The following is a 26,296-nucleotide window of genomic DNA, read 5'->3' as shown; positions in this document are numbered from 1 at the left end:
AGGACGAACCGGCAACACATGAGCGATACGCCCCCGCCTTCGCAGACCCCGAGCGCGCAAGAGCTGTTGCTCGAACGCCGCCGCCGTCGCCGCGCCGCCGCCAAGCGCTGGGCCTGGCGCAGCAGCCTGGCGGCCGCGGCGCTGACCTTGTTGATCGCGTTCGCGGTGTACTGGCTGATCGCCACCATCGCCGGCCGCGATCTGTTGCTGGCGCAGATCGTCGCGCGCCTGCCGGCCGATTCCAGTTTCAGCTGGCGGGCCGCCGAAGGCCCGGTGTCGGGTCCGCTGACCTTGCGCGGCGTGCGCTTCGCCTACAAGAAAACCGTGTTCACCGCCGATCGCATCTACATCGATCCGTCGCTGCGGCCGCTGTTGGGACGCAAGCTGCGGCTGGATGCGCTGCAGGTCCAGAACGCCACCTTGGATATCGAAAAAAGCGACGAGCCGTTCGAGCTGCCGCGCTGGCCCGAGGTGTTGCCGCAGATCGAGCCGCCGCTGTCGGTGCAGGCCGACGACGTGCGCATCGACGGCTTCAAGGTCAGCCAGGCCGGCGAGCATCTCATCGACGTGCGGCAACTGCGCGGCGGCCTGGATGCGCAGTCGGGCAAGCTGCATGTGGGAAAAATCGACGCGGTCACCGATCGCGGCCATTTCACCGTGCACGGCGATTACCAGCCGCGCAAGGATTTCAAAACCGATCTGGTCGCCACCGCCGTGCTACCCAGTGCCGCGGGCCGCACACCCGCGCGCCTGGGTCTGGTCGCGCGCGGCGATCTGTCGCGCATGGACGTGGCCGTGGCTGGCGCCGCGCCGGGGCCGGTGCGCATCACTGCGACGCTGCGCGGCAAGGACGATCCGACCTGGCAGGTGCATGCGCGCAGCGACGCGCTCGACATCGGCCTGCTGACTTCGCCCGATGCCAAGCCCAGCGATACGCCGATGGCCTTGCGCTTCAATGCGACCGGTGTCGGCGGCAAGGCCGATCTCGACGGCGAATTCCGCCAGGGCGATCTGGCCCTGACCGTGCTGCCGTCGAAGGTGTCGCTGAAGGATCAGGTGCTCGACGTGCAGCCGTTGGCGCTGAAACTGTTCGACGGCACCGCGACCCTGCGCGGCCACGCCGACTTCACCGACGCCGACAACGGCCGGTTCAAGTTTTCGATCAACGCGCGCGGCCTGACCTGGGGCGGCAAGGCCGCGCCGACGACGTTGAAGTCTCTCGCCAAGCCGTCGCAGGCGGCGCAGACGCCCGCCACGCCGGCGGTGACGTTGGAACGCGCCGACCTGGGCTTCGCCGGCACGGTCAAGGCCTGGGCGGCGATCGGCGATGCCCGCCTGCTGCGCGACAAACAGGCGGCGACGATCGAGTTCGACGGCCGCGGCGACGATCAACGCATGACCTTGAAAACGCTGAAGGCGAAGATGCCGGCCGGCCTGCTCGACGGCCGCGGCGATGTCGCCTGGGCGCCGAAGCTCGGCTGGGATTTCAAGGCCACGCTATCGGGGTTCGATCCGGGGTATTTCGTCCCGGAATTCAAGGGTGCCATCGACGGCAAGATCGCCACCACCGGCGCCACCCGCGACGACGGCGGCCTGGAGATCAAGGCCAATGCCGATCAGCTCGGCGGGCGCCTGCGCGATCGTCCGCTGGGCGGCCGCGGCAGCTTCGTCATGCACGGCGCCGCGCCGGGCAAGAGCGACGACGGCTTTGAGGGCGATGTCGCCCTGACCCTCGGTGGCAGCCGCATCGAGGCCAAGGGCAAGTACGCGCAAGCCATCGATGTCGATGCCAAATTCGCGCCGCTGCAGCTCAACGATCTGCTGCCGAGCGCGGCCGGCAGCCTCAACGGCACGGTCAAACTGACCGGCGCGCACGATGCGCCCAACGTCGACGCCGACCTCACCGGCAGCGGCTTGAAATACGGCGACTACCAGGCCGCCAGTGTCAGCGCCAAGGGCCGTTTGCCCTGGCGCGGCCGCGGCGGCGAACTGGCGCTGCGCGCGAGCGAACTCGACGCCGGCATCGCGCTGTCGTCGCTGAGCGTGGATGCGCACGGCGCGGTCGAAGCCTTGCAGCTGCAATTGCAGGCGCGCAGCGAGGTGGCCAATCTCGATCTGTCCGGCAACGCGGAAAAACGCGGCGCGACCTGGCAGGGCGCGCTGGCGTCGCTGCAACTGGCACCGAGCAAGGGCGCGTCGTGGAAGTTGCAGCAGCCCGCGCAATACCGTTGGGACGGGCGCAACGGCGCGCTGACGAATGCGTGCCTGGCGTCCAGCAGCGGCGGTTCGTTGTGCGCGAGCGCCGACTGGCCACGACGCGGCGTCGAACTCAAGGGCCAGGGCCTGCCGTTGCTGCTGGCGCAGGCGTATCTGCCCGAACGCAGCGACAAGCGGCCGTGGATTCTGCGCGGCGAGATCGCCCTCGACGGCGAGCTGCGCCCGGCCGGCAACGCCTGGCGCGGACAGTTCAACCTCAGCTCCAGCGGCGGCGGCCTGAAGTTCAGCGAACGCTCGCGGCGCGAGTTGGTGCGCTACAACGAGCTTTCGCTCAAGGCCAGCTTCGACCCGAACAAACTCAACGCCGAGCTCAAGGCCGGCTTCAACGACGACGGCCGCATCGAGGCCACGGTCAGCACCGGTTGGGACGCGTACGCGCCGCTGGCGGGCAATGTCGCGGTCGACACCGACGAACTGACCTGGATCGAATTGTTCTCGCCGGACATCGTCGAACCCAAGGGCAAGCTGGAAGGCCGCATCAGTCTGGCCGGCACGCGTTCCAAGCCGCTGCTGGGCGGACAGGCGCGGCTGTCGCAGTTCACAACCGAAGTGCCGTCGCTCGGCATCGTGCTGCAAGACGGCGACGTGCGCCTGGACGCGCAGCCCGACGGCAGCGCGCGCATCGCCGGCAGCGTGCGCTCGGGCGAGGGCACGCTCAACATCGACGGCACGCTCGGCTGGCAGGGCGACGACACGCCGCTGGTGTTGAACGTGCGCGGCAGCAACGTGCTCGCCTCCGACACGCGCGATCTGCGCGCGGTCGCCAATCCCGAACTCACCGTGCGTTACGCGGCCAAGCAGCCGTTGAACGTCACCGGCAAGGTCACCATTCCTTCGGCGCGAATCGATCTGGAGCGCCTGGACCAGGGCGTGTCGGTGTCCGAGGACGTGGTGGTGCTCGATCCGGTCGATCCGGAAGACACCGGCGCCTCGCCGCTGGAACTCGACCTGACCCTGGCCATCGGCGACGACGTCAAGCTCAACGGCTTCGGCCTGGACGGCAAGCTCGGCGGGCAGATGCGCGTGCGCTCCAAGCCCGGGCGCGAGATGACCGCCAGCGGCGCGCTCAACATCGAAGGCCGCTACACCGCGTACGGGCAGAAGCTGCAGATCACCCGCGGCAATCTGGTCTGGAACAACGGGCCGGTGTCCGATCCGATTCTGGACGTGCGCGCCGAGCGCGAGGTCGGCGCGGTCAAGGCCGGCGTGGACATCAGCGGGCGGGTCAGCTCGCCACAGGTCAACGTCTGGTCCGATCCGGCCAGCTCGCAGTCCGAAGCGCTGGCGTACCTGGCGCTCGGCCGGCCGCTGTCGTCGGTCAGCGGCGACGAGAACAAGCAGCTCAACGCCGCCAGCGCCGCGCTGTCGGCCGGCGGCGGCCTGCTGGCCTCGCAACTCGGCGCGAAGATCGGCCTCGACGACGCCGGCGTGATGGAAAGCCGCGCGCTCGGCGGTTCGGTGCTGGGCGTTGGCAAATACCTGTCGCCGCGCCTGTATGTCGGCTACGGCGTGTCGCTGCTCGGCACCGGTCAAGTGCTGACCTTGAAGTATCTGCTGCGCAAGGGCTTCGATATCGAGATCGAATCGAGCACCTTGGAAAACCGCGCTTCGATCAACTGGCGCAAGGAAAAATAAGCCGCGCCCGCGCGGCGAGCCAGGGATGAAGTTCACGATCCGGCGATGGAGCGCCGCTCGCGGCGCGGCCATCGCGCCCGTCGCAGGACAGCGGACCGCCTGCGCCGCGAAAACATCGCTCGCTCAGGAATGCCGTCTTTGCGTTCGACTATGAGAGCGAGCAAACGGGCGATAGAGCGCAGGAAGACATGGAGCCGGTCTGCGGGCTGGATTTCAATGCCTATGAGGCGGCGCTGACAGGCATGGGTTTCAAGAACGAACACGCGTCCTACGGCGAGCTAGGCCGGTTGCTTGCGCTGCAGTAAGTGCGCAACGACGTGCGGGGGCAAATCATCCCGTGCCGCGGAGCCAACATGCCAGACACCAAGCTCAACCACGCTAGTGTGCAATCGATCAGCATTCACCCACTCGATCCCTGAGTCGCCGCTCTTCAATCGTCGCTGGCGCCGTGTATCTTCGGCAGTAGACGAACCAAACGGCAATCAACCTTCAGTGCACGTATTTTGTGCATCCGGAAATGGAAACTGGCGTAACCGGGGATTTCCATGAAACATTTGATATTCCGTGTCCCGTCGCTGGCGCTTGCCGGGCTCACGCTTGTCGCCTGCGCGCATCCGTCGGTTCCGAAGACTGCGGTCCCAGCATCCAAGGAAGTTGCCGCCGTGAACACCGTCTCGCCCGCTCCCTATCGGCCCAGCACGCTGGCCGAGCATCCTGAACTGACGGCGGAGGAAATCGGGCGCCGCTTCTTGGCGCTGATCGATAGTCTGAAATCGTTCGATGAGTTGTCGGGCGAGCGGGTGCAGAAAGTTATGCGATTGCCGTTGACTCGGCTATCGGAAAAGGATGAAGGCTTCTTGACGATGACCTTGCCGGATTCCGCTTGGCGATACAGCTTCGTCTACGGCGTTAACCCGAAATATCGCTCGCTCACTAACGCCATATTTGAGTTTAACAATGAGAAAGAACGACTCAATGTGCAATTACTGGAAGATATGGAGCCAGTCTGTGGGTTGGACTTCAGCGCCTATGAGGTGGCGCTGATAGGCATGGGCTTCAAGAGGGACGATCCCGGCGATTATGACGAGCTCGGACGCCTGCTGGCGCTAGACTATCTGCGAAACAACGTTCGTGTGCAGATCGTCCCACGTCGCGAGGCCAATACGCCCGATGCCAAGCTCAATCATGCCTGCGCCAGAGCTATCAGCATTCATGCATTCGGACCTTAAGCCGTCGCTCTTCGATCTTCGTTGGTGCCGTGTATCTTCGGCAGTAGACGGACCAAACGGCAATCAACCTCCAGTGCACGAATTTTGTGCATCCGGAAATGGGAGCTGGCGTAACCGGGGATTTCCATGAAACATTCGATATTTCGTGTCCCGTCGCTGGCGCTTGCCGGACTCACGCTTGTCGCCTGCGCGCATCCGTCGGTTCCGAAGACTGCGGTCCCAGCACCCAAGGAAGTTGCCGCCGTGAACATCGTCTCGCCCGCTCCTTATCGGCCAAGCACGCTGGCCGAGCATCCCGAACTGACGCCGGAGGAAATCGGGCGTCGCTTCTTGGCGTTGATCGATAGCTTGAAGTCGTTCGATGAGTTGTCGGGCGAGCGGGTGCAGAAAGTTATGCGATTGCCGTTGATTCGGCTATCGGAAAAGGATGAAGGCTTCTTGACGATGACCTTGCCAGATTCCGCTTGGCGATACAGCTTCGGCTATGGAGTCGATCCGAAGTACAGACGCTACACAAATGCTGTGCTTGAATTCATAAACGAAAACGAGCGAATCAACAGTAGCTTGTTGGAAGACATGGAGGCGGTTTGTGGCCTGGACTTCAATGTTTATGAGGCTGCGCTGACAGGCATGGGGTTCAAGAGGGACGATCCCGGCGACTATGACGAGTTGGGGCGCCTGCTGGCACTTCAATATTTACGGAACAACGTTCGTGTGCAGATCATCCCGCGTCGCGAGGCCAATGCGCCCGATGCCAAGCTCAACCATGCCTGTGTCAGCGAAATCAGCGTTCATGCATTCGGACCTTAAGTCATGCCGTCCATCAACACTCAACTACGGGCATCGATCGCGCAGTTCGCCCATCAACCTGGCGTGACGCTGGACCAGGAAGCACAGTTGCGCGCGACCATCGCCAGCGATGCCGATCTGCTGCAGCGCTTGAACCAAGCCGCCGCCAATCGCCAGCTGACGGGCTTCGCGTCGGCATCGACAGGAGCGGGGCCGAATATCGTGGGCACGTACGACAAGGCCTCGGGCGTAGTGACGCTGCCGTCCAACGGCTTCCAGGCCGGCGGAACGGCGGCCAACCCGGACCTGCGCGCCAGCCTGCGCCTGCAGGAGATGAGCCTGCGTTTTGCTCACGGCACCTATGTCGATGCAGCGGGAGTCACCCAGCAGGTATCGCAGGACATGCTGAGCAATCTGCAGTTCACCATCAACGGTTCTCCAGTTCTGGCCGCGGAGATGAAACGGGCGGCGACGACGGTCGATCCATCGGATCGAAACGATCGGATGCTGCTGGAGAACTTCGCGCCGCTCAGTAACATGGTCGCCGGCGGAACGTACAACGGCGACACCAAGACCATGAGCGTTCCGCCAAGGGTGCTGGCGAGGACTCCCGCAGGTTTTCAGAGGTTCGACTCGCCGGACCTGACCTTCGTGCTGGGCCACGAAACCCAGCATGCTTTCAACCACCCCGACAAGGTGATCGCCTATCGGGCGTTCGATACCGCCGCGAAGGCCATCGCCACCGACAACAATCCCGTCAACGATTACACCGCGCCTGTTGGTCAGCTCATCGGCGCTGGTCGTGATGACGAAGCCAGGGCGCAGATTGCGGGATGGAATTCGCTAGTTAGCCGAGAGCGACAAGTTAATCCGGCAGCCAATCTTACGAACATGATGCTGTTGCGAAACTCTCGATTGCACGATTTTATTCAGCCTGATCCGGCCAACTCGCGGCAAGCCCAAGCCCGCCCAGGCCTCTCCTTCAACCCAGACAGCACTCTGCCGATGACCCCCGGCAACATCGCCGCCCAGGCGCAAAACTATTTCGACAAGCCGCCCGCGGGCGCGCCGGGCTTGCCGAGCCACCGGACCACCGGCATCGGCCATCACGGCGATTCGGACTATCCGAATTTCTACGGCGCCGGCGCGATCAGCCGCGCGATCCATTTCGAACGCAATTACGCCCATGCCGTGCACGGGGTGGCGCCGCGGATGCAGCTCGACCTGGGACAGTTGAAGCTGCGCGAGGACTTGCTCGAGCGCAACGGCATCAGCCTGCCGCCCAGCAGTGCGGGCACAGCGCAGGCCTACCTGGACACCACCACGAACCCGCCTCGAGCGGGTTTGTTTCAACATACGGCCAGCACGCACCAGCACCTCAGCCCGATTCCCGCGCTGCCCCTGGAGTTTTCCAGCCCGGCGCCGACGGTTGCGCAGCCTCGTCCCGGCGATCCGAACGATTCCGATCACCGCGATCACGCCCTGCTGGAGAAAGTCCGCGGCGCCGTTCGCGAGTTGGACCGGCAGGTCGGTAAATCCTGGGACGAAGGCAGCGAGCGCATGAGCGCCAGCTTGTTGACGCTCGCCGCGGAGCAGCGGTTCTCGGCCCACGACGACATCCGGGCGATGTTCAACCAGCCGGCCGCGGGCCTGGCGGCCGGCGATGTGGTGCATGTCTATCGAGTCGGCCATCCCTCTTCCGATCCGGCGGCGCACCACGCCCACATGCGCACGGCCGAGGCGGTCTCGATGCCGGCCGAAGAGCGCTATCGCCAGACCGACTCCATCCGCCAGGCCCAGGCCGAGATCGCGCAATCGGAGCAGCAAGCGCGCACGCGCGGGCCGGACGATCCGGATCAGGGCGGACCCAAGCGATCGATGTGATGTCGCGACGTGTGCTTGCGCTGCCAATCGATCGCGGCGTTTCGCAGTTCGTTGAAGCCGCCGCCGCGCAAGAGCGCGATATCGAGCCCGAATCGCGCGATGACAACCGCGTCGTTCAACAAGCTGGATGAAAAACCAGCCCGCAGAACAAGATTGCCGCGCACGATGCGATACGGCGAAGTTGTGCGGAGCGTGCTCCGGATCGGCTCGACCTGTTGTCGCGTTGAACGCACTTTCCGTGCCGAATATCCGGAAGAAATAGCGGTTCTGGTGCGGCCGTAATAATCGTCCACACGCGATGCACAACTGTCGCGACGCCGCGAAAACGAATGGCTATGATGCAGCCGCGCCGGATCGTGGGGAGACGATCATGCCAACTGGCGACGGCCGATCAACAGGACGCTCAATCCATTCGTCATTCATCGGCGCGGGCGCGAGTGCCCGCGTGGCAAGGAGCAACATCATGCGCACACCTGGCTTCGCCGTCGCGGCATTGTGGATTTCCGTCGCATTGGCCTTGGGCGCATGCGGCGGCGGCAAGAAACGCGCCGCGGCCTCTTCGACGCCGTCGCCGTCGCCGAACACCTCGCCCACGACGCCTCCCGGCAGTTCGCCGACTACACCGCCAACCACGCAACCACCGCAGCCACCGCAGCCGCCGGCGAACGCGCCGCTGCTGGAAATCGGCGAACTCCAACTCGCCCAGACCCATGTGCTGCCCGAAGCCGGGCTGAGCTGGAGCCTGCCCGCGGCCACGGAAAACCTGCACGCGGTCGGTGGACGCGAAACCCTGGCACTGCTGAGCCTGTCCGCGCTCGGTCCCGGCAACCCGCAATTAGAGGCCTGGGTCAACGGCGTCCAGCTCGGCACGCTGGCCTTGTCCAGTTCCATTCCGGCCACCGAAGCCGGCGGCCCGGCCTATGCGACCGGGCGCTACAGCGCGACCCTGCCGGCCGCATGGCTGGTGCCCGGCCTGCAGTTGCGCGCGCGCGCCGACAACCATCGCGCCGGCGGCTTTCGCGCGCCGGTCATCGGCGCCGACAGCCCGGTGCTGCTGCGCGTGTTGCCGCTGTATCTTTTCGGCGCCGACGAGAACAACTCGGTGCCGCTGGCGACCACCGCCGCGCCCGATGCCGCGACGGTCGACGAAATCTTCGCCAAATGGCCGGTCGCCAGTCTGGTGGCGCAGAACCATCCCGCGCAGAAGATGGTGTCGCCGACGCTGTCGATCGCGCCGTCCGGAACCAAGCCGGCCTATCTGGCGCGCAACAGAAACGACGAACAAGCCGGTTTCCAGATCCTGAGCGCCGCGCTGGACATTCTCGGCGACCTGCTCAGCGCCAACGGCGAAGCGCCCGGCCCGGTCCAGTACTACTCACCGGTGATCGCTTTCAACGCAGCCGGCAAGGTGGTCGGCGTCGGCGGCGGATGGGCATCGGTCGGCGGCGATACCGGCACCGGCGACTACGCCTACAAGGGTATCTTCATCCACGAACAGGGCCACGCGATGGGCCTGCCGCACCACAACGACGCCTACCTCGCCGGCAAGTATCCCTACGTCGGCGGCAGCCTCGCCGGCTCGGCCTGGGGCTACGACAGCACGCGCAAGGAGTTTCTGGCGCCGTTCGTTCCGACCACCGCGACGCGCTACAACGGTTGCGCGGGCGACACGTTCGACGGCAGCCCGCGTCAGCTCGACGCGCAAGGCCGTTGCGTCAAGCAAGACCCGATGGCGAGCGGTGCCGGCGACCAGGCCAGCGGCTACCGCTTCGCGACCTTCGCCGATTACAGCGCCGCGATGATGCAGCGCCATCTGGAGGGAACCACGACCATCGACAGCAAGGGTGCGCGCGTCTACAGCGGCGGCAGCATCGTCGCCGATGCGTCTTTCCCCGGCGGTTACAAGCGCTGGGACGGGATCGACCGGCGCTGGGTCAACGTTACGCCGACGACCCTGAGCAAGGGGCTTTACAGCTTCGATCTCAGCCTGCCCGAGCAGCGCGACGTGGCGGTGCAGGCCATCGCCATCGCCTACAGCCATGCCGGCACCGCCGAGGTTTCGCAGATCTATCCGCCGATAGCCTTCCGCGGCAATCTGCGGCGCTACATCGATCCCACCGACGCGGCGCAACGGGCGAGCATCGTGCCCGGCGCCGGCGCGTATTCGTCGTTTTGCCAGAACAACGGTTGCGACTACACCGTGCGCGCGACCTACGCCGACGGCAGCGTGAGGCACGTTCTGCTGCAGAAGGGGTTCCGCAAGTGGTTCGGTGCGACTGCCGCGGTGCCGGCCGAGGCCAGCGATCCCAACAACAAGGCCAGTTTCCGCACCTGGGGCATCAACGTGCCCGCCGACAAGCCGCTCGCGCGGATCGAACTGCTGGATACGCCGAAGGCATGGGAGGGCTTCCCGGCCAATCCGACCGTGTTGCTGTCGCGGGAGGTGGCGACGGTGTCCACGCTCGCCGCGCAAGCCGGCGCGAACGATGCCGCCTGCGTCGAATTGGCCACCGTCGCGGCGCCACGCTCGGCGGCGCCGGAACCTCGTTGCGCCTCGACGCCGCGTCCGGCCGCGTTGCCGGCCGCGCCGGCCGCGGTCCCGCCCGCCGCCGTGCCGGCTGCGCCGCAGCGGCCGCGGATCGGCGAGGTGATGCGTGCCTGGTTCGACGGCATGTTCAAACGTTGACCGGGCGCGGCGGATCGCGGGCATGCATTCCGATCCGCCGCGTCTCAAGAGCACGGATTCGCGATCCGACGCGGCGCGGAACGCGCGAATCCAATCGCGCGGGCCGCTAAACTCAGGCGCTCCCTCGGCAGGAGCCGCTTAGATGAATCTGCGCGAACACGCGGTGTTGATGGCCGCCTACAACCGTTGGATGAACGACAAGGTGTACGCGGCCGCGGCGCAACTGCCGCATGAGGCGATTGCCGCCGATCGCGGCGCGTTCTTCGGCTCGATCCTGGGCACGTTGAATCATCTGCTGGTCGCCGATCAAGTCTGGCTGCATCGCTTCGCCACCCATCCCGCGCGCTTCGCCGCGCTCGATCCGATCCGCCCGCGGCCGCGGCCGCTCGATATCGCCGCCATCGTCCACGACCGCCTGCCGCCGCTGCGCGCCGAGCGCGAAGCCCTGGACGCCTTGATCGAAACCTGGGTGGCCCAGTTGAGCGAGAGCGATCTGGATCACGCGCTGGACTACGCCAGCATGAAGGGCGTGCTCTCGCGCCGCCGCTTCGGCAGTTTGCTGATGCATTTCTTCAATCATCAGACCCATCACCGCGGCCAGATCACGACCTTGCTGACGCAGGCCGGCGTGGATGTCGGCGCGACCGATCTGTTGGGATTGATCGCCAACGTGGACGGCGACTGAAACTTCGCGCGCGCTCGGCCACGCCGCGCGGCGAAGCAGCGATTTATTCGCAGGCGTCGCGTATCGCCTGCGCCTCACGCCCCACCTCGCTGCCGTCCGGCCGCGCTTCGGCGATGGTGCGCAGCAAACCGTCGAGATTCGCCCGCGCCTGTCCGCGCTGCGTGCCCACGCAGCGCGCCTGCGCGGCGTAGGCCTGGGCGCGCCAGCCGAGCGTGCGCAGGTCTTCGTTGGTGGTCGGCAGTTCCGCCAGCGAATCCAGGTGCGCGACCGCGGCGGCGTCGCCGCTGCCGGCTTCGGCGCGGGCCAGGTCGAGTTCGGCGTGGCGGCTGCGCGGGTGGCGTTCGCCGTAGGCCGCGCGGGTGAGTTGCAGGGCGCGCTGCAGCCGCGGCAGCGCGCGCTCGGGTTCGCCCAGCGCCAGTTCGACGTCGCCGAGCACGCGCTCGGTGTCGCCGACGCTGCCGTGCTCGGGACCGAACCGGCGGATGCGCAGGTTGCGGGTCTGTTCCAGCACCGAGCGCGCTTCGGTGTCGCGCCCGGCGTCGTGCAGGATCACGGCCCGATTGAACAGCAGCTCGGCGAGGCGGTCGGATTGAACGGCGGGCAGGCGATGCTGGCGGACGATGGCGATGGCGCGATCGAGTTCGCCGAGAGCGCGGTCCAGGTCGCCGCGTTCCCAGGCGATCAGGCCGAGCGCATTGCGCACGCTGGCCAGTTGCAGATGATCCGGTCCCAGCCGCTGCGTGAGCAGGCCGCGTATCAGTTCGAACTCGGCCTGCGCCTGCACGTACTGGCCCTGATCCACGTGCAGCTCGGCCAGTTGCAGGCGCACCGCCAGGGTCGCCGGATGCTGCGCGCCGTTGACTTCCAGCGCGATCGCCAGGGCCTCGCTGGCGTCGCGTTCGGCGTCGCCGAGTTGGCCCAGGTCGCGGCGCAACACCGCCAGGCTGCGGCCGATCTCGACCTGCAGCGGATGGCGGTCGCCGACGCGCTGCTGCAGGCGCCGGCGCGCGTGTTCGAAGCCTTGCAGCGCTTCGCGGCTCTGGCCGGCATCGGCTTGCAGGCTGGCCAGGTCCATGAGGTTTTCGACTTCGCCCGCGTCGGTGTTTTCGAGCATCTCGCGCCGTATCGCCAGTGAGCGCTCGAACAACTGCCGCGCGCCCTGGCGTTCGCCGTTGGCGCGGCGGCAGCGGCCGAGTTCGGAATAGAACTCGCTCGACTGCAGCGGCAGTTGCGACTGTTCGCGCCGGGCCAGGTCCAGCGCCGGCTGCATCAGCGCGGCGCAGTCGCGCGGCAGGTTCAGCAGGCGCAGGACTTTGCCGCGCTGGGTCATCGATTCCAGGCGCAGGCTGTCGGGGATGTCGTCGGCCGAGGCCATGATCGCGGTCTGGCGTTGCAGCAGCGCGCGCGCTTCGTTGTAGTCGCCCAGGCTGGTGCGCAGGCGCGCGATCACGCCGAACAACTCCGCGCGCGCGCGCGGTTGCCGGGCGAGTTCGCGATTGCCGCGCGCGACCGAGGCGTCGAGCAGGCCGCGCAGGTCCAGCGCTTCGCCTTCGGGCGTGCCGCGCGCGCTTTCGAACAGGCCGACCATGAAGTCCTGCATCGCCTGCGCGCGCGCGGCCTCGGCCACCGCTTCGCGCGCCTGCCAGGCGACGATGCCCAGCGCGGCGCTTAGCACCACCGCGACCAGCGCCGCGGTCGCCAGCGCCCAGCGATGGCGGGCGACGTATTTGTTGAAGCGGTAGCGCAGGCTCTGCGCGCGCGCCAGCACCGGGCGCCCGGATTCGAAGCGCTGCAGATCCAGCGACAGCGCTTCCACCGAGGGATAACGCTGCTCGGGCCGCTTGGCCAGGGTCTTGAGAACGATGTTGTCCAGATCGCCCGACAACTGCCGGCCGAGCCGGCGCAGCGACACCGGATCGATGTCGGCGTCGCTGGCGTCGGCGTAGCGCAGCACCGCCTGCGAGGGCCGCATCGGATCGGCGGCGAGGATCGCCTCTTCCCATTCCGCGTCGGTCTGGCGCTTGAGCTTGTAGGGCTTGGCGTCGGTGAGCAGCTCGTACAGCACCACGCCGAGCGAGTACACGTCGGTCATGGTGGTGACCGGCTCGCCGCGCACCTGTTCGGGCGCGGCGTAGTGCAGGGTGAAGGCGCGCGCGCCGGTGCGGGTCTGCTCGGGCAGCGGCACGTCGCTGCTGTCGAGCAGCTTGGCGATGCCGAAATCCAGCAGGCGCACGTCGCCGCCCGGCGTCACCATGATGTTGGACGGCTTGAGGTCGCGGTGGACGATCAGGTTGGCGTGGGCGTGGCTGACCGCGTCGCAGATCTGCTGGAACATGCGCAGGCGCTTGTCCAGCGGCGTGCGCTGATTGCGGCAGTAGTCGGTGATCGGTTCGCCTTCGACGTATTCCAGCGCCAGGTACGGCAGGCCGTCGCGGGTCACGCCGGCGTCGAGCAGGCGGGCGATGTGCGGATGGGCGAGGCGGGCGAGGATCTGCCGTTCGCGGGTGAAGCGGGTGCGCAGGTTGGTGTCGGCCAGGCCCGGGCGCAGCAATTTCAGCGCGACCCGGCGCTGGTACAGGCCGTCGGCGCGCGAGGCCAGCCAGACCTGGCCCATGCCGCCTTCGCCGAGCAGGCTTTCCAGCCGGTACGAACCCACTTCCACGCCCGGGCGCATGCCGCTGGCCTGCGGCGTCACCAGGGGTTCGGACAGGAAATCCTCGTGGCCTTCCTCCAGCGCGATCAGCCCGGCCAGATCGTCGGCGAGCGAGGGATCGTCCGCGCCCAGTTCGCGCAGGCGTTCGGCGCGGGCGACCGGATCGAGCTCGAGCAGCGCGTCGAGCAGCGGAGACAGGCGTTGCCAGCGCTCGGCATCCATGCGCGATCAGGCCGCCGAAGCGAAGACGGTGGCCGCCTCGGCGCGCGCGGCATCCAACGCGGCGGCGGTCAGCGGGGATGAAGCCTTGGCGATCATGACGGTGCGCATTCCTTGCAGACGCGCTGCGCGTGAGCCGCCGGCGACGCGGACGCCGTCAGCGGTTGGGCTCATCCTGCAACGACGCCAACAGGAACAGCCGCGCCTTCTGCCAGTCGCGGCGGATGCTGCGCTCCGAGCGCTGCAGCAGCGCGGCGATTTCCAGCTCGGACAGGCCGGCGAAATAGCGCAGCTCGACCACCTGGGCCAGGCGCTGATCGACCGCGGCCAGCTTGGTCAGCGCGGTGTCCAGGCCGAGCGTGTCTTCGTCCAGGCGCAGGCCGCCCTCGACGTCGTCGGGCAATTCGGTGACGCGGTGCAGATCGCCGCCGCGCTTTTGCGCCAGGCGCTGGCGCGCGTAGTCCACCACCACGCTGCGCATGGCCGAGGCGGCATAGGCGAAAAAGTGTGCGCGATCGTCGAACTGGGCTTCGCGGCGGCCGACCAGTTTGAGGTAGGCCTCGTGGACCAGCGCGGTCGCGTCCAGGGTCTGGCCGTGCTGGCCGGCGAGCTGGCGCCGGGCCATCGTGTGCAGCTCCTGGTACAGCGTCGCCAGCACGCGGTCGAGCGCACCGCGGTCGCCCTCGCGGGCGGCATCCAACAGGATGGTGATGTCAGCGCTATCGGCCATATGCCCCTCGACTCGGTGCGACTATAGCGCGTTCATCTTTACTTGGTAGCGCACCTGGTGGCACCAACCAGGCTCCGGATGGCACGCGTAGCGCACGTAAATCACCCCGTCCGGTGAACGCAGGGCTCGCCGACCGGATGACAAACGCGTCCGCCGACCGATGGACGGCGCGGTATCGACCGACTACCGGCGGCGTCCGCGGCCCGCGTTCAGCGCTGGCAGTGCCCGCACCACACCGTCGTGCGCTGGCCGATGCTGGCCTGTTTCAGCGGCCGCGCGCAGCGCGGGCAGGGCTCGCCGCCGCGGCCGTAGGCGGACAGTTCCTGCTCGAAATAGCCCGGCGCGCCGTCGGGGCTGATGAAATCGCGCAGGGTGGTGCCGCCGCGCTGGATGGCGTAGCTCAGGATGGTCTTGATCGCGCCGGCCAGCTCGGCGTAGCGCTCGCGCGAGACCTTGCCGGCCGCGCGCAGCGGCGACACGCCGGCGGCGAACAAGGCCTCGGCGACATAGATGTTGCCGACGCCGACCACTACTTTCTGATCCATCAAAAATGTTTTCACCGGCGCCTTGCGGCCGCGGCTGAGCTCGAACAGGTAGTTGCCGTCGAAGTCGTCCGACAGCGGTTCCGGGCCCAGCTCGCGCAGCAGTTCGTGGGTTTCCCCCGGCGGCTGCCAGAGCAGGCAGCCGAACCGGCGCGGGTCGTTGAAGCGCAGCACCCGGTCGCTGTCGAGCAGCAGATCGACGTGGTCGTGATCGCGCACCGGCGTATCGGCCGGCAGCACGCGCAGGCTGCCGGACATGCCCAGGTGCAGCAGCGCGCTGCCGGCGGCGGTGTCCAGCAGCAGGTACTTGGCGCGGCGGCGCACCGCGTCGATGCGCTGGCCGGGCAGGGTGTCCTCGATCTGCAGCGGGATCGGCCAGCGCAGGTCGGGCCGGCGCAGGATCGCGGTCACCACGTGGCGGCCTTCCAGGTGCGGGGCCAGGCCGCGCCGGGTGGTTTCGACTTCAGGTAATTCAGGCATGACGCCAGCGTACTATCCCGGTCGGGCCGCTGCCGATACGGCATCGGTCGCGAATCGAGGAAGTCGCTCATGCAGCAGGCGAGTGCATCCGAAGAAGGCGCCGGGGCCGGGTCCAGGTCCGCCGCGGCGCAGGCCGCCACCGCCGGAGATTCGGAGCGGCCGCCCGGCCTGCGCCTGCGCGGCTTCGCCTCGCGCGAACTCGACCAGGCCCTGGACGCGTTGGGCTGGCGCGGCAATCGCATCCATTCCGGCGTGCATCTGGCCCGCAAGAGCCTGCGCCGGGCGCGCGCCACCCTGGCCCTGGGCGGGGCGGCGCTGGGGCCGGGCGCGGCCTTGATCGATCGCGAGCTGCGCCGCCTCAACCTCGACCTGTCCGGCCTGCGCGATGCGCATGCCCTGGTGGAAACCTTCGACCGCCTGCTGCGCAGCCATACCGAAGCCGACATCCGCCCGCTGCTGCTGCGCGCGCGCCGCCGCGCCGCCGCGGGACGGGCGGCCGCCGCGCGCCAGGCCCGCGCCGAGGACCCGGATCTGGGCGCGCGCCGGTCCCTGCTGCGGGTGTTGCGCGCCGGCCTGCGGGCGCTGCCCTGGGCGGACCTGCAGCCCGGGCATTGGCGCGAAGCGGTCGCCGCCAGCCTGATGCGGGTCGCCCAGACCGGCGCCCGCGCCCGCCGCAGCGGCTCGAACGAGGACTGGCACGACTGGCGCCGGCGCGCGCGGCGGCTGTCGCAGCAGCAGCGCGCCTTGAAGGCGGCCAAGCTGGGCCGCGACGCGCCCAAGTTCGACAAACACCAGATCGAGCGCCTGGGCGAGGCCCAGGACCTGAACCTGCTGCTCGACCATTGCGGCAAGCGCTCGCCGTTCGGCAAGCCCGACCGCGCCGCGCTCAAGCGCTTCGCGCAGACCGAGCTGGCCCGGCAGCGCGAGCGCATCGCCGGGGACGGGGAAATCTCGGCGGAGGATTGAAGCCTTTTGTGGGAGGGCTTCTGTAGGAGGGGCTTTTGTGGGAGGGGCTTTTGTGGGAGGGGCTTCAGCCCCGATGCTTTCCGTTCCGGAGCGGCGATCCAGCCCTGAACGAAGAGCATCGGGGCTGAAGCCCCTCCCACAAAAGCCCCTCCTACAAAAGACCTCTCAACCTCGGCTCATCCCCTGAACCCCGCCGCCGCGCCCGGTTCTTCGCGCCTTGCCCGTTGGAATTTACGACCCCATCACAACACCCGAGGCCGTACCGGCGCGAACGGTCATCGCGACGTGGCATCATCCAATATACAACTGTCTTTTAATTGGCCTAAGGCCGAACCGCCCGGCTGCCGCCACAGCCATCGTCCTCCCGGAGTCTGCAATGCCCGCGTCCCTGATCGATTTCCTTGCCGGCGGCCTGATCCAGGCCAGCTTTTGGGAACTCGCCGTGTATTTCCTGGTGGTGACCCAGCTCACCATCATGTCGGTGACCTTGTACCTGCACCGCTCGATGGCGCACCGCTCGGTCGATTTCCATCCCGCGCTCGCGCACGTGTTCCGCTTCTGGACGTGGCTGACGACCTCGATGATCACCAAGGAGTGGGCGGCGATCCATCGCAAGCACCACGCCAAGTGCGAGACCGAGGAAGACCCGCACAGCCCGCAGTTCAAGGGCATCGACACGGTGATGTGGCGCGGCGTGGAGCTGTACCGCGAAGCGCGCGCCGAGCGCGAGGACATCGAGAAGTACGGCAAGGGCTGCCCGGACGACTGGATCGAACGCAAGCTCTACACCCCGCACGCGACCATGGGCCCGGTGCTGTTGCTGGCGCTGAGCTTCGCCTTGTTCGGCGCCGCCGGCGTGGCGATCTGGGCGCTGCAGATGGTGTGGATTCCGTTCTGGGCCGCCGGCGTGGTCAACGGCCTGGGCCACTGGTGGGGCTATCGCAATTTCGAAACCACCGACACCGCGACCAACCTGACCCCGTGGGGTTTCTGGATCGGTGGCGAAGAACTGCACAACAATCACCATGCGTTCCCGAGCTCGGCCAAGTTCGCCCTGCGCAAGTGGGAATTCGACATCGGCTGGACCGCGATCCGCGGCCTGAGCGCGCTGCGCCTGGCCAAGGTGCTGCGCGTGGCGCCGTCGCTGGACGTGCGTCCGAACATCGCCATGCCCGACAGCGAAACCTTGAAGGCGCTGCTGGCGATCCGCTTCCAGGCCATGACCGACTACTACCGCAACGTCACCCTGCCGGCGCTGCGCGAGGAAGCCGGCAACGCCGGCGACCGCGTGCGTTCGCTGCCGCGGCGCCTGCGCAAGGGCCTGGCCGACGGCGGCCGCTGGCTCGACGACGGCGCCCGCTCGCATCTGCAGAGCTGGATCGACGAACGCCCGAAGATGGCGACCCTGGCCGATTTCCGCCAGCGCCTGGCGCAGGTGCTGGACGATCGCTCGCACGACGCCCAGGCCACGCTGCAGCGCCTGCACGCCTGGTGCGTGGAAGCCGAAGCCAGCGGTATCCACGCCCTGCAGGCCTTTTCCGAGCGCTTGAAGGGCTACGCCCTGGCGCCCGCGCGCCACTGAGCCCGCGCCGCAAGCCCCGGCGACCCGAGACCCGCGCAGCGATGCGCGGGTTTTTCGTATCCGCGCCTCGGCGCGCCGATCCGGCATCCGCCCCTTGCCTGCGCGCCGCGCCCGCGTCAGGCTCAGCCGCGTCCCCCGTCGCCGATACCCTCATGCGCCATCGTCTGTCCGCTTTGCTTGGCTTGTGCTTGCTGTGTCCGGCGCTGTGCGTCGCGCAAGTCGTGACCTCCACCGGCGACTACCTCTCGCGCATGGACGCCGACGGCGACGGCAAGATTTCGCTGAGCGAATACCAGGACTGGCTCAGCTACGCCTTCGACGCGATGGACGCCAATCACGACGGCGTGCTCGATGCGACCGAGCAACCCGCCAGCGGCCGCGGCGCGCGCGCGACGCTGACCCGCGAGCAGCACCGGCAGACCCTGGCCGAGCGTTTTCGCAAACAAGATCGCAATCACGACGGCTGGCTCGACGCGCGCGAACTCGCCTCGCCGCCGCAGTGAAGCCGCGTTCGATCCCAAGCTGAATCGCGCGTTCGCACGCGCGCGGCGCATGGCGCGATGCGAATTCTCCGCCGCGCGTCGCAATGCCCGCCTCGCGCAATTGCCGCATTCGCGCGCCGCGTGTTAACTAGCGCCGATGGAATACGCATTGCCGCAAGGCGAACTCGACACCCTGTTCGCCGGCCCCCAATCGGTCACCGGCGAGCAACGCCGCGAACTGGTGGACGATATCGTCGAACAACTGCGCCGCCGTCACGGCGAGCGCTTGCTCGCGGTCGCGTTGTACGGTTCGACCGCGCGCCAAGCCGACGGCCCGTACTCGGACGTGGAACTGTGGGCGGTGCTCGACGACGGCGCCTTCGGCGCGGATTTCGAGGAATCGCTGGAATGGGTGCACGGCCGCGGCAAGGCCGAGGTCAATCTGATGTCGCGCACCACGGTGGAAGCGTTCGCGCGCGAAGTCGATGAGCGCTGGGCGCTGACGCACGGCCAGTTCGTGCATGCGCGCGCGCTGTGGATCGCACCGGATCACGGCACCTTGATCGAGACGCTGCGCTCGCTGGCCGCGCATCCCGACGACGAAGCGGTCGATCGCGCCATGGCCGAGGCCGTGGTCGGCGAGTTGTACGAGTTGGTCGGCAAGCTGCGCAACCGCTTCGCGCGCAAGCCGCTGGCGCTGCTGGCCGGTGAGTTCGCCGAGCAACTGGCCTGCCTGATCGGCCTGGCTGAGCGGCATGTGTTCGTCAGCGCCGGCAGCTTGTTCGACGAAGCCGCCGACCTGCCGGCGCCGGACGGCGCGACGTCCTTGTTCAAACTGGTCGCCCGGGGCGATCTGAGCGACGAAGCGGCGATCACCGCGGCGATCGAGCGGGTCTGGGCCGGCATGGAGGCCTGGGCGGGCGAGGTGGCCCTGGACGCGGCGCTGCTGCGGCGCTGCGTGGCAGGCGAACGCTGAGGCGGTCTACGCGGGCGAATCTTTCTGCAAGCCCGCTCAGTCCGGCACGATCCGCTAAGCCCGATACCTAAGGCACTGGAGCGCCGCGTGCGCGATCATGACGATGTCCCCGGCGCGGTCCGATCCGCGCCGCGCGTCGCGTTCGTGTCATTGCCCGACTCCGTCCTTTCAAGCGCCCATTCATGACGATGCTGCTTCATCCGTGGCTGCATGAGGCCCGCATCGCCGCCGCGCGCGGCGGCGGCCGGCGCCGTTGGCGCACGCCGGGGCTGGTGCTGGCGGCCTGCGTCCTCGTGCCGATCGCGTTGCGGCTGTGGAGCGCGCAGGCAGCGGCCTTGCCGGCGGCGCTGCCGCGATTGATCGTGCAACTGCCGTTGCCGTTCGGCCTGCTCGCGATCGCCTTCGCCTACGCGATCGCGCGCGGCCGGCTGATCGCGCTCGACGAACACCTGCGCCACGGCTGGTGGGCGGCGGCGCCGATCGATCCGGCCCGCGCCACCCGCACCCTGATCGTGCTCGCCGCCATCGCCACGGCGGCGGCGATGGCGATCGTCGCGATCGTGCTGGCCGCGTTCGGCGGCATCGCCGGCGCATGGCGCGGCGCGTGCGGGGTGGTCGAAGCCGGCGTCGCGGTCGGCGCCGTGCTGGGTCTGATCTCGGCGCTGCGCCATCGCCGCCATCCCGCGCGGCGGGCGCGCGAAGGCGCGCGCGAGCCCTTGTTCGGCCTGCGCTGGCTCGACGACGCGCGTCTGCCGCACATCAGCGACTGGCAACGGCGCGAAGCGCTGCTGCGCTGGCGCCGCGGCGGCCACGCCTGGATGATCGGCGCGGTGCTGTTGGCGCTGCCCAGTTCCACCGGCGCCGCGAGCGGGCTGGGGGTGTTGCTGATCGTGATCGCGCTGGCCTGGTTCAGCCTGCTGGTGCAGGCCTGCGCGGCGAGCATCGTCGCCGCGCAAACCCTGCTGCACAGCGCGCCGCGCGCACCGCATGCGCTGGCGCGCGCGGCCTGGCGTTATCCCGCCTTCGCCTTCGCTTGCGCGGCCGGGTTCGCGACCGTGGGCTGCGTGCTGTTGTCGCTGAGCTGGCGCGCCGCGCCGGTGCTGCTGGCGATCCTGATCGTGCTGTGCCTGCCGGCGCTGTTCGCGCTGCGTCCCGCCCATCGCCCGACCACGCCATGACCTTCGTGCTCGAACTGGAACAACTGCAACACCGCTACGACGAGCACGCGGTGCTGCACGGCATCGATCTGCGCCTGCCGGGCGGCGAGTTCGCCGCGCTGATCGGCCCGAACGGTTCCGGCAAGACCACGCTGCTGCATTGCCTGGCCGGCATCCAGCGGCCCAGCGCCGGTCGGGTGCTGATCGGCGGCCATGACATCGTGCGCGCGCCGCTGCCGGCCAAGCGGTTGCTCGGCTTCGCGGTCGATCCGGCGCGATTGCCGCCGCTGCTGAGCGGACGCGAATGCCTGCGGCTGTTCGCCGGCGCGCGCGGCTTGAGCGAGATCCCGGCATCGACCTTGGCGCTGGCCGAAACCTTGTCGCTGTCGCCGATGCTCGACCGCCGCATCGGCCAGTATTCGCTGGGCACGCGGCAGAAACTGGCGATCGCGCTCGGCCTGCTCGGCGAGCCGCCGCTGCTGGTGCTGGACGAGCCGCTCAACGGCCTGGACCCGCTCAGCGCCTACGCGCTCAAGCGCCACCTGCAACAGCTCGCGCGCGAATGCGGCACCACCGTGCTGCTGGCGACCCATTCGCTGGACGTGGCCGAGCGCTTCATCACCCGCGCGGTGCTGTTGATGGACGGCCGGCTGCGGCGCGAATGGCATGCGCAGGAACTCGATGCGATCCGCGCCGATCCGCGGCGCTCGCTGGAGCAATCGATGGTCGAAGCGCTGGCCGGTTGAAACGCTCAGCCGCGCTCGCCGAGCGCGCGTTGCAACTCCGACCGGCGCCGCTGCAAACCACCGTAATAACGATGCGCGCGCACCAGCAGCGCCAACGCCAGCGCCAGCATGAACAGACCCAGCACGCCGGCGAGGAAAGCGCCTGGGCCGCCGCCCGACCCGGCGAGAGCGAACGCACCTACGCTGAAGACCGAGCAGAACAGCGTGGCCATGCGCGCCGATACCAGCCGATGGCGCGCATACAGCACGCGCCGATGACGCAAGGCCCAGATCGCGAAACCGCACCACGACAGCGCGATCGCCAGCAACACCGCGAACGCGACCTGGGTGCGCATCGGCAGCGACGGCTCGGTGATCCACAGCGAGGCCACGGCGATGCCGGCGGCGAGCGCGAGCAACAGCAGGCCGACGTAGGCCAGGCGCGCGCCGGGCGAGAGTTCGTGCTCCAGCAATCGGCGCAGCGCTTCGGGCAGGGGCGCGTCGTCGCTGGCGGCGGTGTAATTCGTATGCGTGTTCATCGATCCGCTCCGGTGGGATTCAATTGCAGCCGCAGCAGGCCGCGCGCGCGGAACAAGCGCGATTTGACCGTGCCGACCGGCAATTCCAGTACTTGCGCGATGTCCTGCAGCGACAGCTGTTGCAGATAGAACAGGCTCAGCGCTTCGCGCTCGATCAACGGCAGCCGGTCCAGGCCGCGTTGCAGCCGGTCCAGGTCCATGGCGTGGTCCAGGGCCTGCTCCGGCGCGGCTTCATCGCCGGGCAGGCTGTCGAGATCGGTCTCGTCCCCGCGCGGCGGCGCGGAGTAGCGGCCGCGCAGCCGGTCCATCAGCGCGCGCCGGGCGATGCCGAACAGCCACGCGCGCAAACGGGCGCCGTCATGCAATCCGGCGATGCCGCGCAGCACGCGCAGCCAGGTGTCCTGCGCGATCTCGTCGGCCAGTTCGTCGTCGCCGCACAGGCGCCGCGCGTAGCCGCGGATCGGCCCGTGCCAGCGCCGGATCAGGGTCTCGAAGGCGTCGCGCTCGCCGAGCTGGCAACGCACGACCAGCCACTCGTCGTAGCGGGGATCGGCAGGCGTCGCGGGATGGGCGGGCGGGGCGTTCAAGAGGCGATTCCGGCGGGGTTCGATCCTGTAGTCGCGATCTGGCGGAAAAGGTTCACGGGCGCCGGCCGCGGGATTGGCGGGCATCGCGCCTGCTACCATGCGCCGGTTCGCAGAAGAGTGGCGCCGGCCCGCACGCCGCCGCCCGCCGAAGGCGCAGGCTCCCATAATCGCTCAGGCCCGGCCGTTCGGCCGGAACACTGCGAACACTTCGCCGATCTGGAGAGAGGCCGCCACGCGGCCCACCGAAGGGGCAAGCGGCCGCCGGCGCATCGCGCCGGGCCGCGCAAACTCTCAGGTAAAAGGACAGCGGGAGCGGCGCCGCGGCCACGGCCTCGGAGACATCGGTTATCGGTGCGCGATCGCGTTCTTGCGTGATCGCGCGCGTTCGACGGCGCCCGAACCTGTGGGTTCGGCGCCCCGGCCCTGTCTTCGTTCGCGCGTCCGCGGTTTCCCCGCGTTCGTCCGACGGAGTTGCGCCGTGTTGCTGCAAATCATCTACCTCATCGCCATCAGCGCCGAAGCCATGACCGGCGCGCTGTCCGCCGGGCGCCGGCGCATGGACCTGTTCGGCGTGGTCATCATCGCCAGCGTGACCGCGCTCGGCGGCGGCTCGCTGCGCGACATCGTGCTCGGCCACTATCCGCTGGGCTGGGTGAAGCATCCCGAGTACCTCGCCTACACCGTGTGCGCGGCGATCGCGGCGACGTTCCTGGCCAAGAAACTGCATTACCTGCGGCGCGCGTTCCTGTGGCTGGACGCGCTGGGCCTGATCGCCTTCACCCTGATCGGCTGCGCGGTCGCGCGCGAGGGCGGCCACGCCCCGGTGATCGTGGTGATCGCCGGCATGCTCACCGGCGCCTTCGGCGGCGTGTTGCGCGATGTGTTGTGCAACGAGATTCCGCTGGTGTTCCAGCGCGAGTTGTACGCGGTGATTTCGCTGCTGACCGGAGTGGCGTATCTGCTGATGCTGCGCCTGGGCGTGGCGGAGAATCTCAGCGTGCTGCTGTGCCTGGGCGGCGGCTTCGCCTTCCGATTGCTGGCGATCCGCTACGAGTGGGAAATGCCGAAGTTCGTCTATCAGTGAGCGACGCGTTCAATCGGCGCCGTCCAGCACCCGCGCCACGCGTTCGCGCAACATCGGCAGCAGCTCGCGTTCGAACCACGCATTGCGTTTGAGCCAGGCCTGATTACGCGGACTGGGATGCGGCAGCGCGAGCTTGAGCGGCCAGGTGTCGCGCCATGCCGCCACCGCCTGGGTCAACGAAACCCCGGCGCCGGGTAGGTGATAGGCCTGCGCGTACTGGCCGATGGCCAGACTCAATCGCAGTTCGCGCAGTTGCGGCAGCAGGCGCGCGTGCCAGGTCGCGGCGCATTCGGGCCGCGGCGGCAGATCGCCGGATTTGCCCGTGCCCGGATAACAAAACCCCATCGGCACGATCGCGACGCGGCGTGCGTCGTAGAACGTCTCGCGGCTCATCCCCAGCCATGCGCGCAAGCGCTCGCCGCTGGCGTCGTCGAACGGAATCCCCGATGCGTGCACCTTGCGCCCCGGCGCTTGTCCCGCGATCAGAATCCGTGCGCTCGCCTCCATCTGCAACACCGGACGCGGCCCGTGCGGAAGGTGCGCCGCGCATACGGTGCAGGCGCGGGCTTGGGCGAGCAAGGTGGGCAGCGACTCCATGCGGCCGATTCTAGAGCCGCCGGCCGACCCGTGCCGCAACGAACGACGCCGGCGCGAGGCCGGCGTCGTTCGCGACCGATGGACAGGCCGATCAGTCGGTGATGTCGCGATCCTTGGTTTCCGGCAGGAACAACGCGCCGATCACCACCGTCATCGCCGCGACGATGATCGGATACCACAAGCCGCTGTAGATGTTGCCGGTCGCCGCCACGATGGCGAAGGCGGTGAACGGCAGGAAGCCGCCGAACCAGCCGTTGCCGATGTGGTACGGCAGCGACATCGAGGTGTAGCGGATGCGGGTCGGGAACAACTCCACCAGCCAGGCGGCGATCGGCCCGTAGACCATCGTCACCAGCAGCACCAGGAAGGTCAGCAGCGCGATCACCATCGGCTTGTTGATCTGCGCCGGATCGGCCTTGGCCGGGTAGCCGGCGGTCTTCAAGGCTTCGGTGAGTTGCTTGCCGAATTCCTCCGACTGGGCCTTGAACGCGGCGCTGTCGAGCGATTCGCCTTCGAAGCTGCTCAGGTTGGCGCCGCCGATGCCGACGGTGGCGACGCTGCCGGCCGGGCCGGGCGCGTTGACGTAGGGAATGCCCTTCTTCGCCAGCGCCGACTTGATCACGTCGCAGGACTGCTTGAACGCGGCCTTGCCGACCGGGTCGAACTGGAACGCGCAACGCTGCGGATCGGCGGTGACGGTGACCGGCGAAGCGGCGACCGCGGCTTCCAGGGCCGGATTGACGTTATGCGTGAGCGCCTTGAACACCGGGAAGTAGGTGAACACCGCGATCAGGCAGCCGGCCAGCACGATCTTCTTGCGGCCGATGCGGTCCGACAGCCAGCCGAAGAAGATGAAGCCGCCGGTGGCCAGCGCCAGGGCGATGGCGATCAGGATGTCGGCCTGGTTCGGGTCCATGCCCAGGGTCTTGGTCAGGAAGAACAGCGAATAGAACTGGCCGCCGTACCACACCACCGCCTGGCCCGCGGTCGCGCCGAGCAGCGCGAGCAGGGCGATCTTGCCGTTCTTGGAGAAGAAGCTCTCGGTGATCGGCGCCTTGGAGGTCTTGCCCTCAGCCTTCATCTGCTGGAACAGCGGCGACTCGGCCAACTGCAGGCGGATCCACACCGACACCGCGAGCAACAGCACCGACACCCAGAACGGAATGCGCCAGCCCCAGGACTCGAAATCTTCCTTGCCGAGGAAATTGCGGCAGCCCCAGATCACCAGCAGCGACAGGAACAGGCCCAGGGTCGCGGTGGTCTGGATGAAGCTGGTGTACAGGCCGCGCTTGCCGTTGGGCGCGTGCTCGGCCACGTAGGTCGCCGCGCCGCCGTATTCGCCGCCGAGCGCGAGGCCTTGCAGCAATCGCAAGGTGATCAGGATCACCGGCGCGGCGATGCCGAGGGTTTCGTAACTGGGCAATATGCCGACCAGGAAAGTGGCCAGGCCCATGATCACGATGGTGACCAGGAAGGTGTACTTGCGCCCGATCATGTCGCCGAGGCGCCCGAACACCAGCGCGCCGAACGGCCGCACCGCGAAACCGGCGGCGAAGGCGAGCAGGGCGAAGATGAACTGGCTGGTTTCGTTCAAACCGCCGAAGAACTGTTTGCCGATGATGACCGCGAGCGAGCCGTACAGATAGAAGTCGTACCACTCGAACACGGTGCCCAGGCTGGAGGCGAAGATGACTTTCTTATGGTCTTTGGTCAACGGCGCGGTGGACGGCGCCGCTTGGGCTGAAGTGCTGGACATGAGCTGTTCCCCCGAACAGTGGGAAGGAGCGGACTA

At 68.1% G+C, this 26,296-nt stretch carries 21 protein-coding genes and 2 riboswitches; of the genes, 13 read left to right on the top strand and 8 right to left on the bottom strand.

Going from position 1 to position 26,296, the window contains the following annotated elements:
* Positions 1-18: 18 nt before the first annotated feature.
* From J7J50_RS04475 to J7J50_RS04460, 4 genes are all read left to right on the top strand, one after another.
* Positions 19-3,912: a translocation/assembly module TamB domain-containing protein gene (locus J7J50_RS04475; protein ID WP_215063009.1), complete on the top strand. Its 3,894-nt coding sequence runs from the start codon at positions 19-21 to the stop codon at positions 3,910-3,912.
* A gap of 545 nt (positions 3,913-4,457) precedes the next feature.
* Positions 4,458-5,141, top strand: coding sequence for a hypothetical protein (locus tag J7J50_RS04470; RefSeq protein ID WP_215063011.1), 684 nt, complete (start codon positions 4,458-4,460; stop codon positions 5,139-5,141).
* A gap of 126 nt (positions 5,142-5,267) precedes the next feature.
* On the top strand, positions 5,268-5,951 hold the full coding sequence (locus tag J7J50_RS04465) for a hypothetical protein (protein WP_215063013.1): 684 nt from the start codon (positions 5,268-5,270) through the stop codon (positions 5,949-5,951).
* 3 nt (positions 5,952-5,954) lie between these two features.
* Positions 5,955-7,814 carry an XVIPCD domain-containing protein gene (locus tag J7J50_RS04460; protein WP_215063015.1) on the top strand — a complete coding sequence of 620 codons (1,860 nt, stop codon included), beginning with the start codon at positions 5,955-5,957 and terminating at the stop codon, positions 7,812-7,814.
* On the opposite strand, the gene J7J50_RS04455 is transcribed toward J7J50_RS04460, so the two are convergent.
* On the bottom strand, positions 7,787-8,107 hold the full coding sequence (locus tag J7J50_RS04455; protein WP_215063017.1) for a hypothetical protein: 321 nt from the start codon (positions 8,105-8,107) through the stop codon (positions 7,787-7,789). The two genes, J7J50_RS04460 and J7J50_RS04455, sit on opposite strands and share 28 nt — an antisense overlap.
* A gap of 170 nt (positions 8,108-8,277) precedes the next feature.
* Here J7J50_RS04455 and J7J50_RS04450 point away from each other — a divergent pair, with 170 nt between their 5' ends.
* Together J7J50_RS04450 and J7J50_RS04445 are read left to right on the top strand one after the other, a co-directional pair.
* A complete protein-coding gene (locus tag J7J50_RS04450) occupies positions 8,278-10,500 on the top strand; it encodes a M66 family metalloprotease (protein ID WP_215063019.1) in 2,223 nt (740 codons plus the stop codon).
* Positions 10,501-10,642: 142 nt separating this feature from the next.
* Positions 10,643-11,185: a DinB family protein gene (locus J7J50_RS04445; protein ID WP_215063021.1), complete on the top strand. Its 543-nt coding sequence runs from the start codon at positions 10,643-10,645 to the stop codon at positions 11,183-11,185.
* A 43-nt stretch (positions 11,186-11,228) separates the two neighbouring features.
* Here the strand turns inward: J7J50_RS04445 and J7J50_RS04440 are convergent, their stop codons facing one another.
* The 3 genes from J7J50_RS04440 to mutM form a co-directional block, all read right to left on the bottom strand.
* Complete coding sequence (locus J7J50_RS04440; protein WP_215063023.1) at positions 11,229-14,060, bottom strand: serine/threonine-protein kinase; 2,832 nt, start codon at positions 14,058-14,060, stop codon at positions 11,229-11,231.
* Positions 14,061-14,214: 154 nt separating this feature from the next.
* Complete coding sequence (locus J7J50_RS04435) at positions 14,215-14,787, bottom strand: ECF-type sigma factor (protein ID WP_215063025.1); 573 nt, start codon at positions 14,785-14,787, stop codon at positions 14,215-14,217.
* A 209-nt stretch (positions 14,788-14,996) separates the two neighbouring features.
* The gene (mutM, locus tag J7J50_RS04430; RefSeq protein ID WP_215063027.1) at positions 14,997-15,809 is read right to left on the bottom strand and encodes a bifunctional DNA-formamidopyrimidine glycosylase/DNA-(apurinic or apyrimidinic site) lyase; all 813 of its coding nucleotides are present in this window, start codon (positions 15,807-15,809) and stop codon (positions 14,997-14,999) included.
* A 69-nt stretch (positions 15,810-15,878) separates the two neighbouring features.
* Between mutM and J7J50_RS04425 the strand changes: the two genes are divergently transcribed.
* From J7J50_RS04425 to J7J50_RS04400, 6 genes are all read left to right on the top strand, one after another.
* Positions 15,879-16,775 (top strand): CHAD domain-containing protein, encoded by an 897-nt coding sequence (locus J7J50_RS04425; RefSeq protein ID WP_215097463.1) that lies wholly within the window; start codon positions 15,879-15,881, stop codon positions 16,773-16,775.
* A 376-nt stretch (positions 16,776-17,151) separates the two neighbouring features.
* Positions 17,152-18,357, top strand: coding sequence for a fatty acid desaturase (locus J7J50_RS04420; RefSeq protein ID WP_215058460.1), 1,206 nt, complete (start codon positions 17,152-17,154; stop codon positions 18,355-18,357).
* Positions 18,358-18,509: 152 nt separating this feature from the next.
* Positions 18,510-18,860 (top strand): calcium-dependent protein kinase 21, encoded by a 351-nt coding sequence (locus tag J7J50_RS04415; protein ID WP_215058459.1) that lies wholly within the window; start codon positions 18,510-18,512, stop codon positions 18,858-18,860.
* Positions 18,861-18,996: 136 nt separating this feature from the next.
* Entirely contained in the window at positions 18,997-19,815 is an 819-nt protein-coding gene (locus tag J7J50_RS04410) for a kanamycin nucleotidyltransferase C-terminal domain-containing protein (protein ID WP_215058458.1), read from the top strand.
* 182 nt (positions 19,816-19,997) lie between these two features.
* Positions 19,998-20,993, top strand: a complete 996-nt coding sequence (locus J7J50_RS04405) for a hypothetical protein (RefSeq protein WP_215058457.1) — start codon at positions 19,998-20,000, stop codon at positions 20,991-20,993.
* The gene (locus tag J7J50_RS04400; RefSeq protein ID WP_215058456.1) at positions 20,990-21,718 is read left to right on the top strand and encodes an ABC transporter ATP-binding protein; all 729 of its coding nucleotides are present in this window, start codon (positions 20,990-20,992) and stop codon (positions 21,716-21,718) included. Before J7J50_RS04405 ends, J7J50_RS04400 begins: the two co-directional genes overlap by 4 nt.
* Positions 21,719-21,723: 5 nt before the next feature.
* On the opposite strand, the gene J7J50_RS04395 is transcribed toward J7J50_RS04400, so the two are convergent.
* Positions 21,724-22,236, bottom strand: a complete 513-nt coding sequence (locus J7J50_RS04395) for a hypothetical protein (protein ID WP_215058455.1) — start codon at positions 22,234-22,236, stop codon at positions 21,724-21,726.
* Positions 22,233-22,823 (bottom strand): RNA polymerase sigma factor, encoded by a 591-nt coding sequence (locus tag J7J50_RS04390; protein WP_215058454.1) that lies wholly within the window; start codon positions 22,821-22,823, stop codon positions 22,233-22,235. The genes J7J50_RS04395 and J7J50_RS04390 overlap by 4 nt, the downstream gene beginning before the upstream one ends.
* Before the next feature lie 100 nt (positions 22,824-22,923).
* A riboswitch (glycine riboswitch) is annotated at positions 22,924-23,029 on the top strand.
* A riboswitch (glycine riboswitch) is annotated at positions 23,030-23,138 on the top strand. It begins immediately after the preceding riboswitch.
* Positions 23,139-23,301: 163 nt separating this feature from the next.
* Here J7J50_RS04390 and J7J50_RS04385 point away from each other — a divergent pair.
* Positions 23,302-23,907 carry a trimeric intracellular cation channel family protein gene (locus tag J7J50_RS04385; protein WP_057944967.1) on the top strand — a complete coding sequence of 202 codons (606 nt, stop codon included), beginning with the start codon at positions 23,302-23,304 and terminating at the stop codon, positions 23,905-23,907.
* Between the two features lie 9 nt (positions 23,908-23,916).
* On the opposite strand, the gene J7J50_RS04380 is transcribed toward J7J50_RS04385, so the two are convergent.
* Together J7J50_RS04380 and J7J50_RS04375 are read right to left on the bottom strand one after the other, a co-directional pair.
* Positions 23,917-24,504: a uracil-DNA glycosylase family protein gene (locus tag J7J50_RS04380; RefSeq protein WP_215058453.1), complete on the bottom strand. Its 588-nt coding sequence runs from the start codon at positions 24,502-24,504 to the stop codon at positions 23,917-23,919.
* A gap of 91 nt (positions 24,505-24,595) precedes the next feature.
* Positions 24,596-26,260, bottom strand: a complete 1,665-nt coding sequence (locus tag J7J50_RS04375; protein ID WP_215058452.1) for an MFS transporter — start codon at positions 26,258-26,260, stop codon at positions 24,596-24,598.
* Positions 26,261-26,296: the final 36 nt, after the last annotated feature.

Origin of the sequence: Lysobacter sp. ISL-50, assembly GCF_018612875.1 — a bacterium.
Classification (GTDB): domain Bacteria; phylum Pseudomonadota; class Gammaproteobacteria; order Xanthomonadales; family Xanthomonadaceae; genus Lysobacter.
The sequence above is the reverse complement of the archived record's forward strand: the minus strand, read 5'-3'. Positions and strand labels throughout refer to the sequence as shown.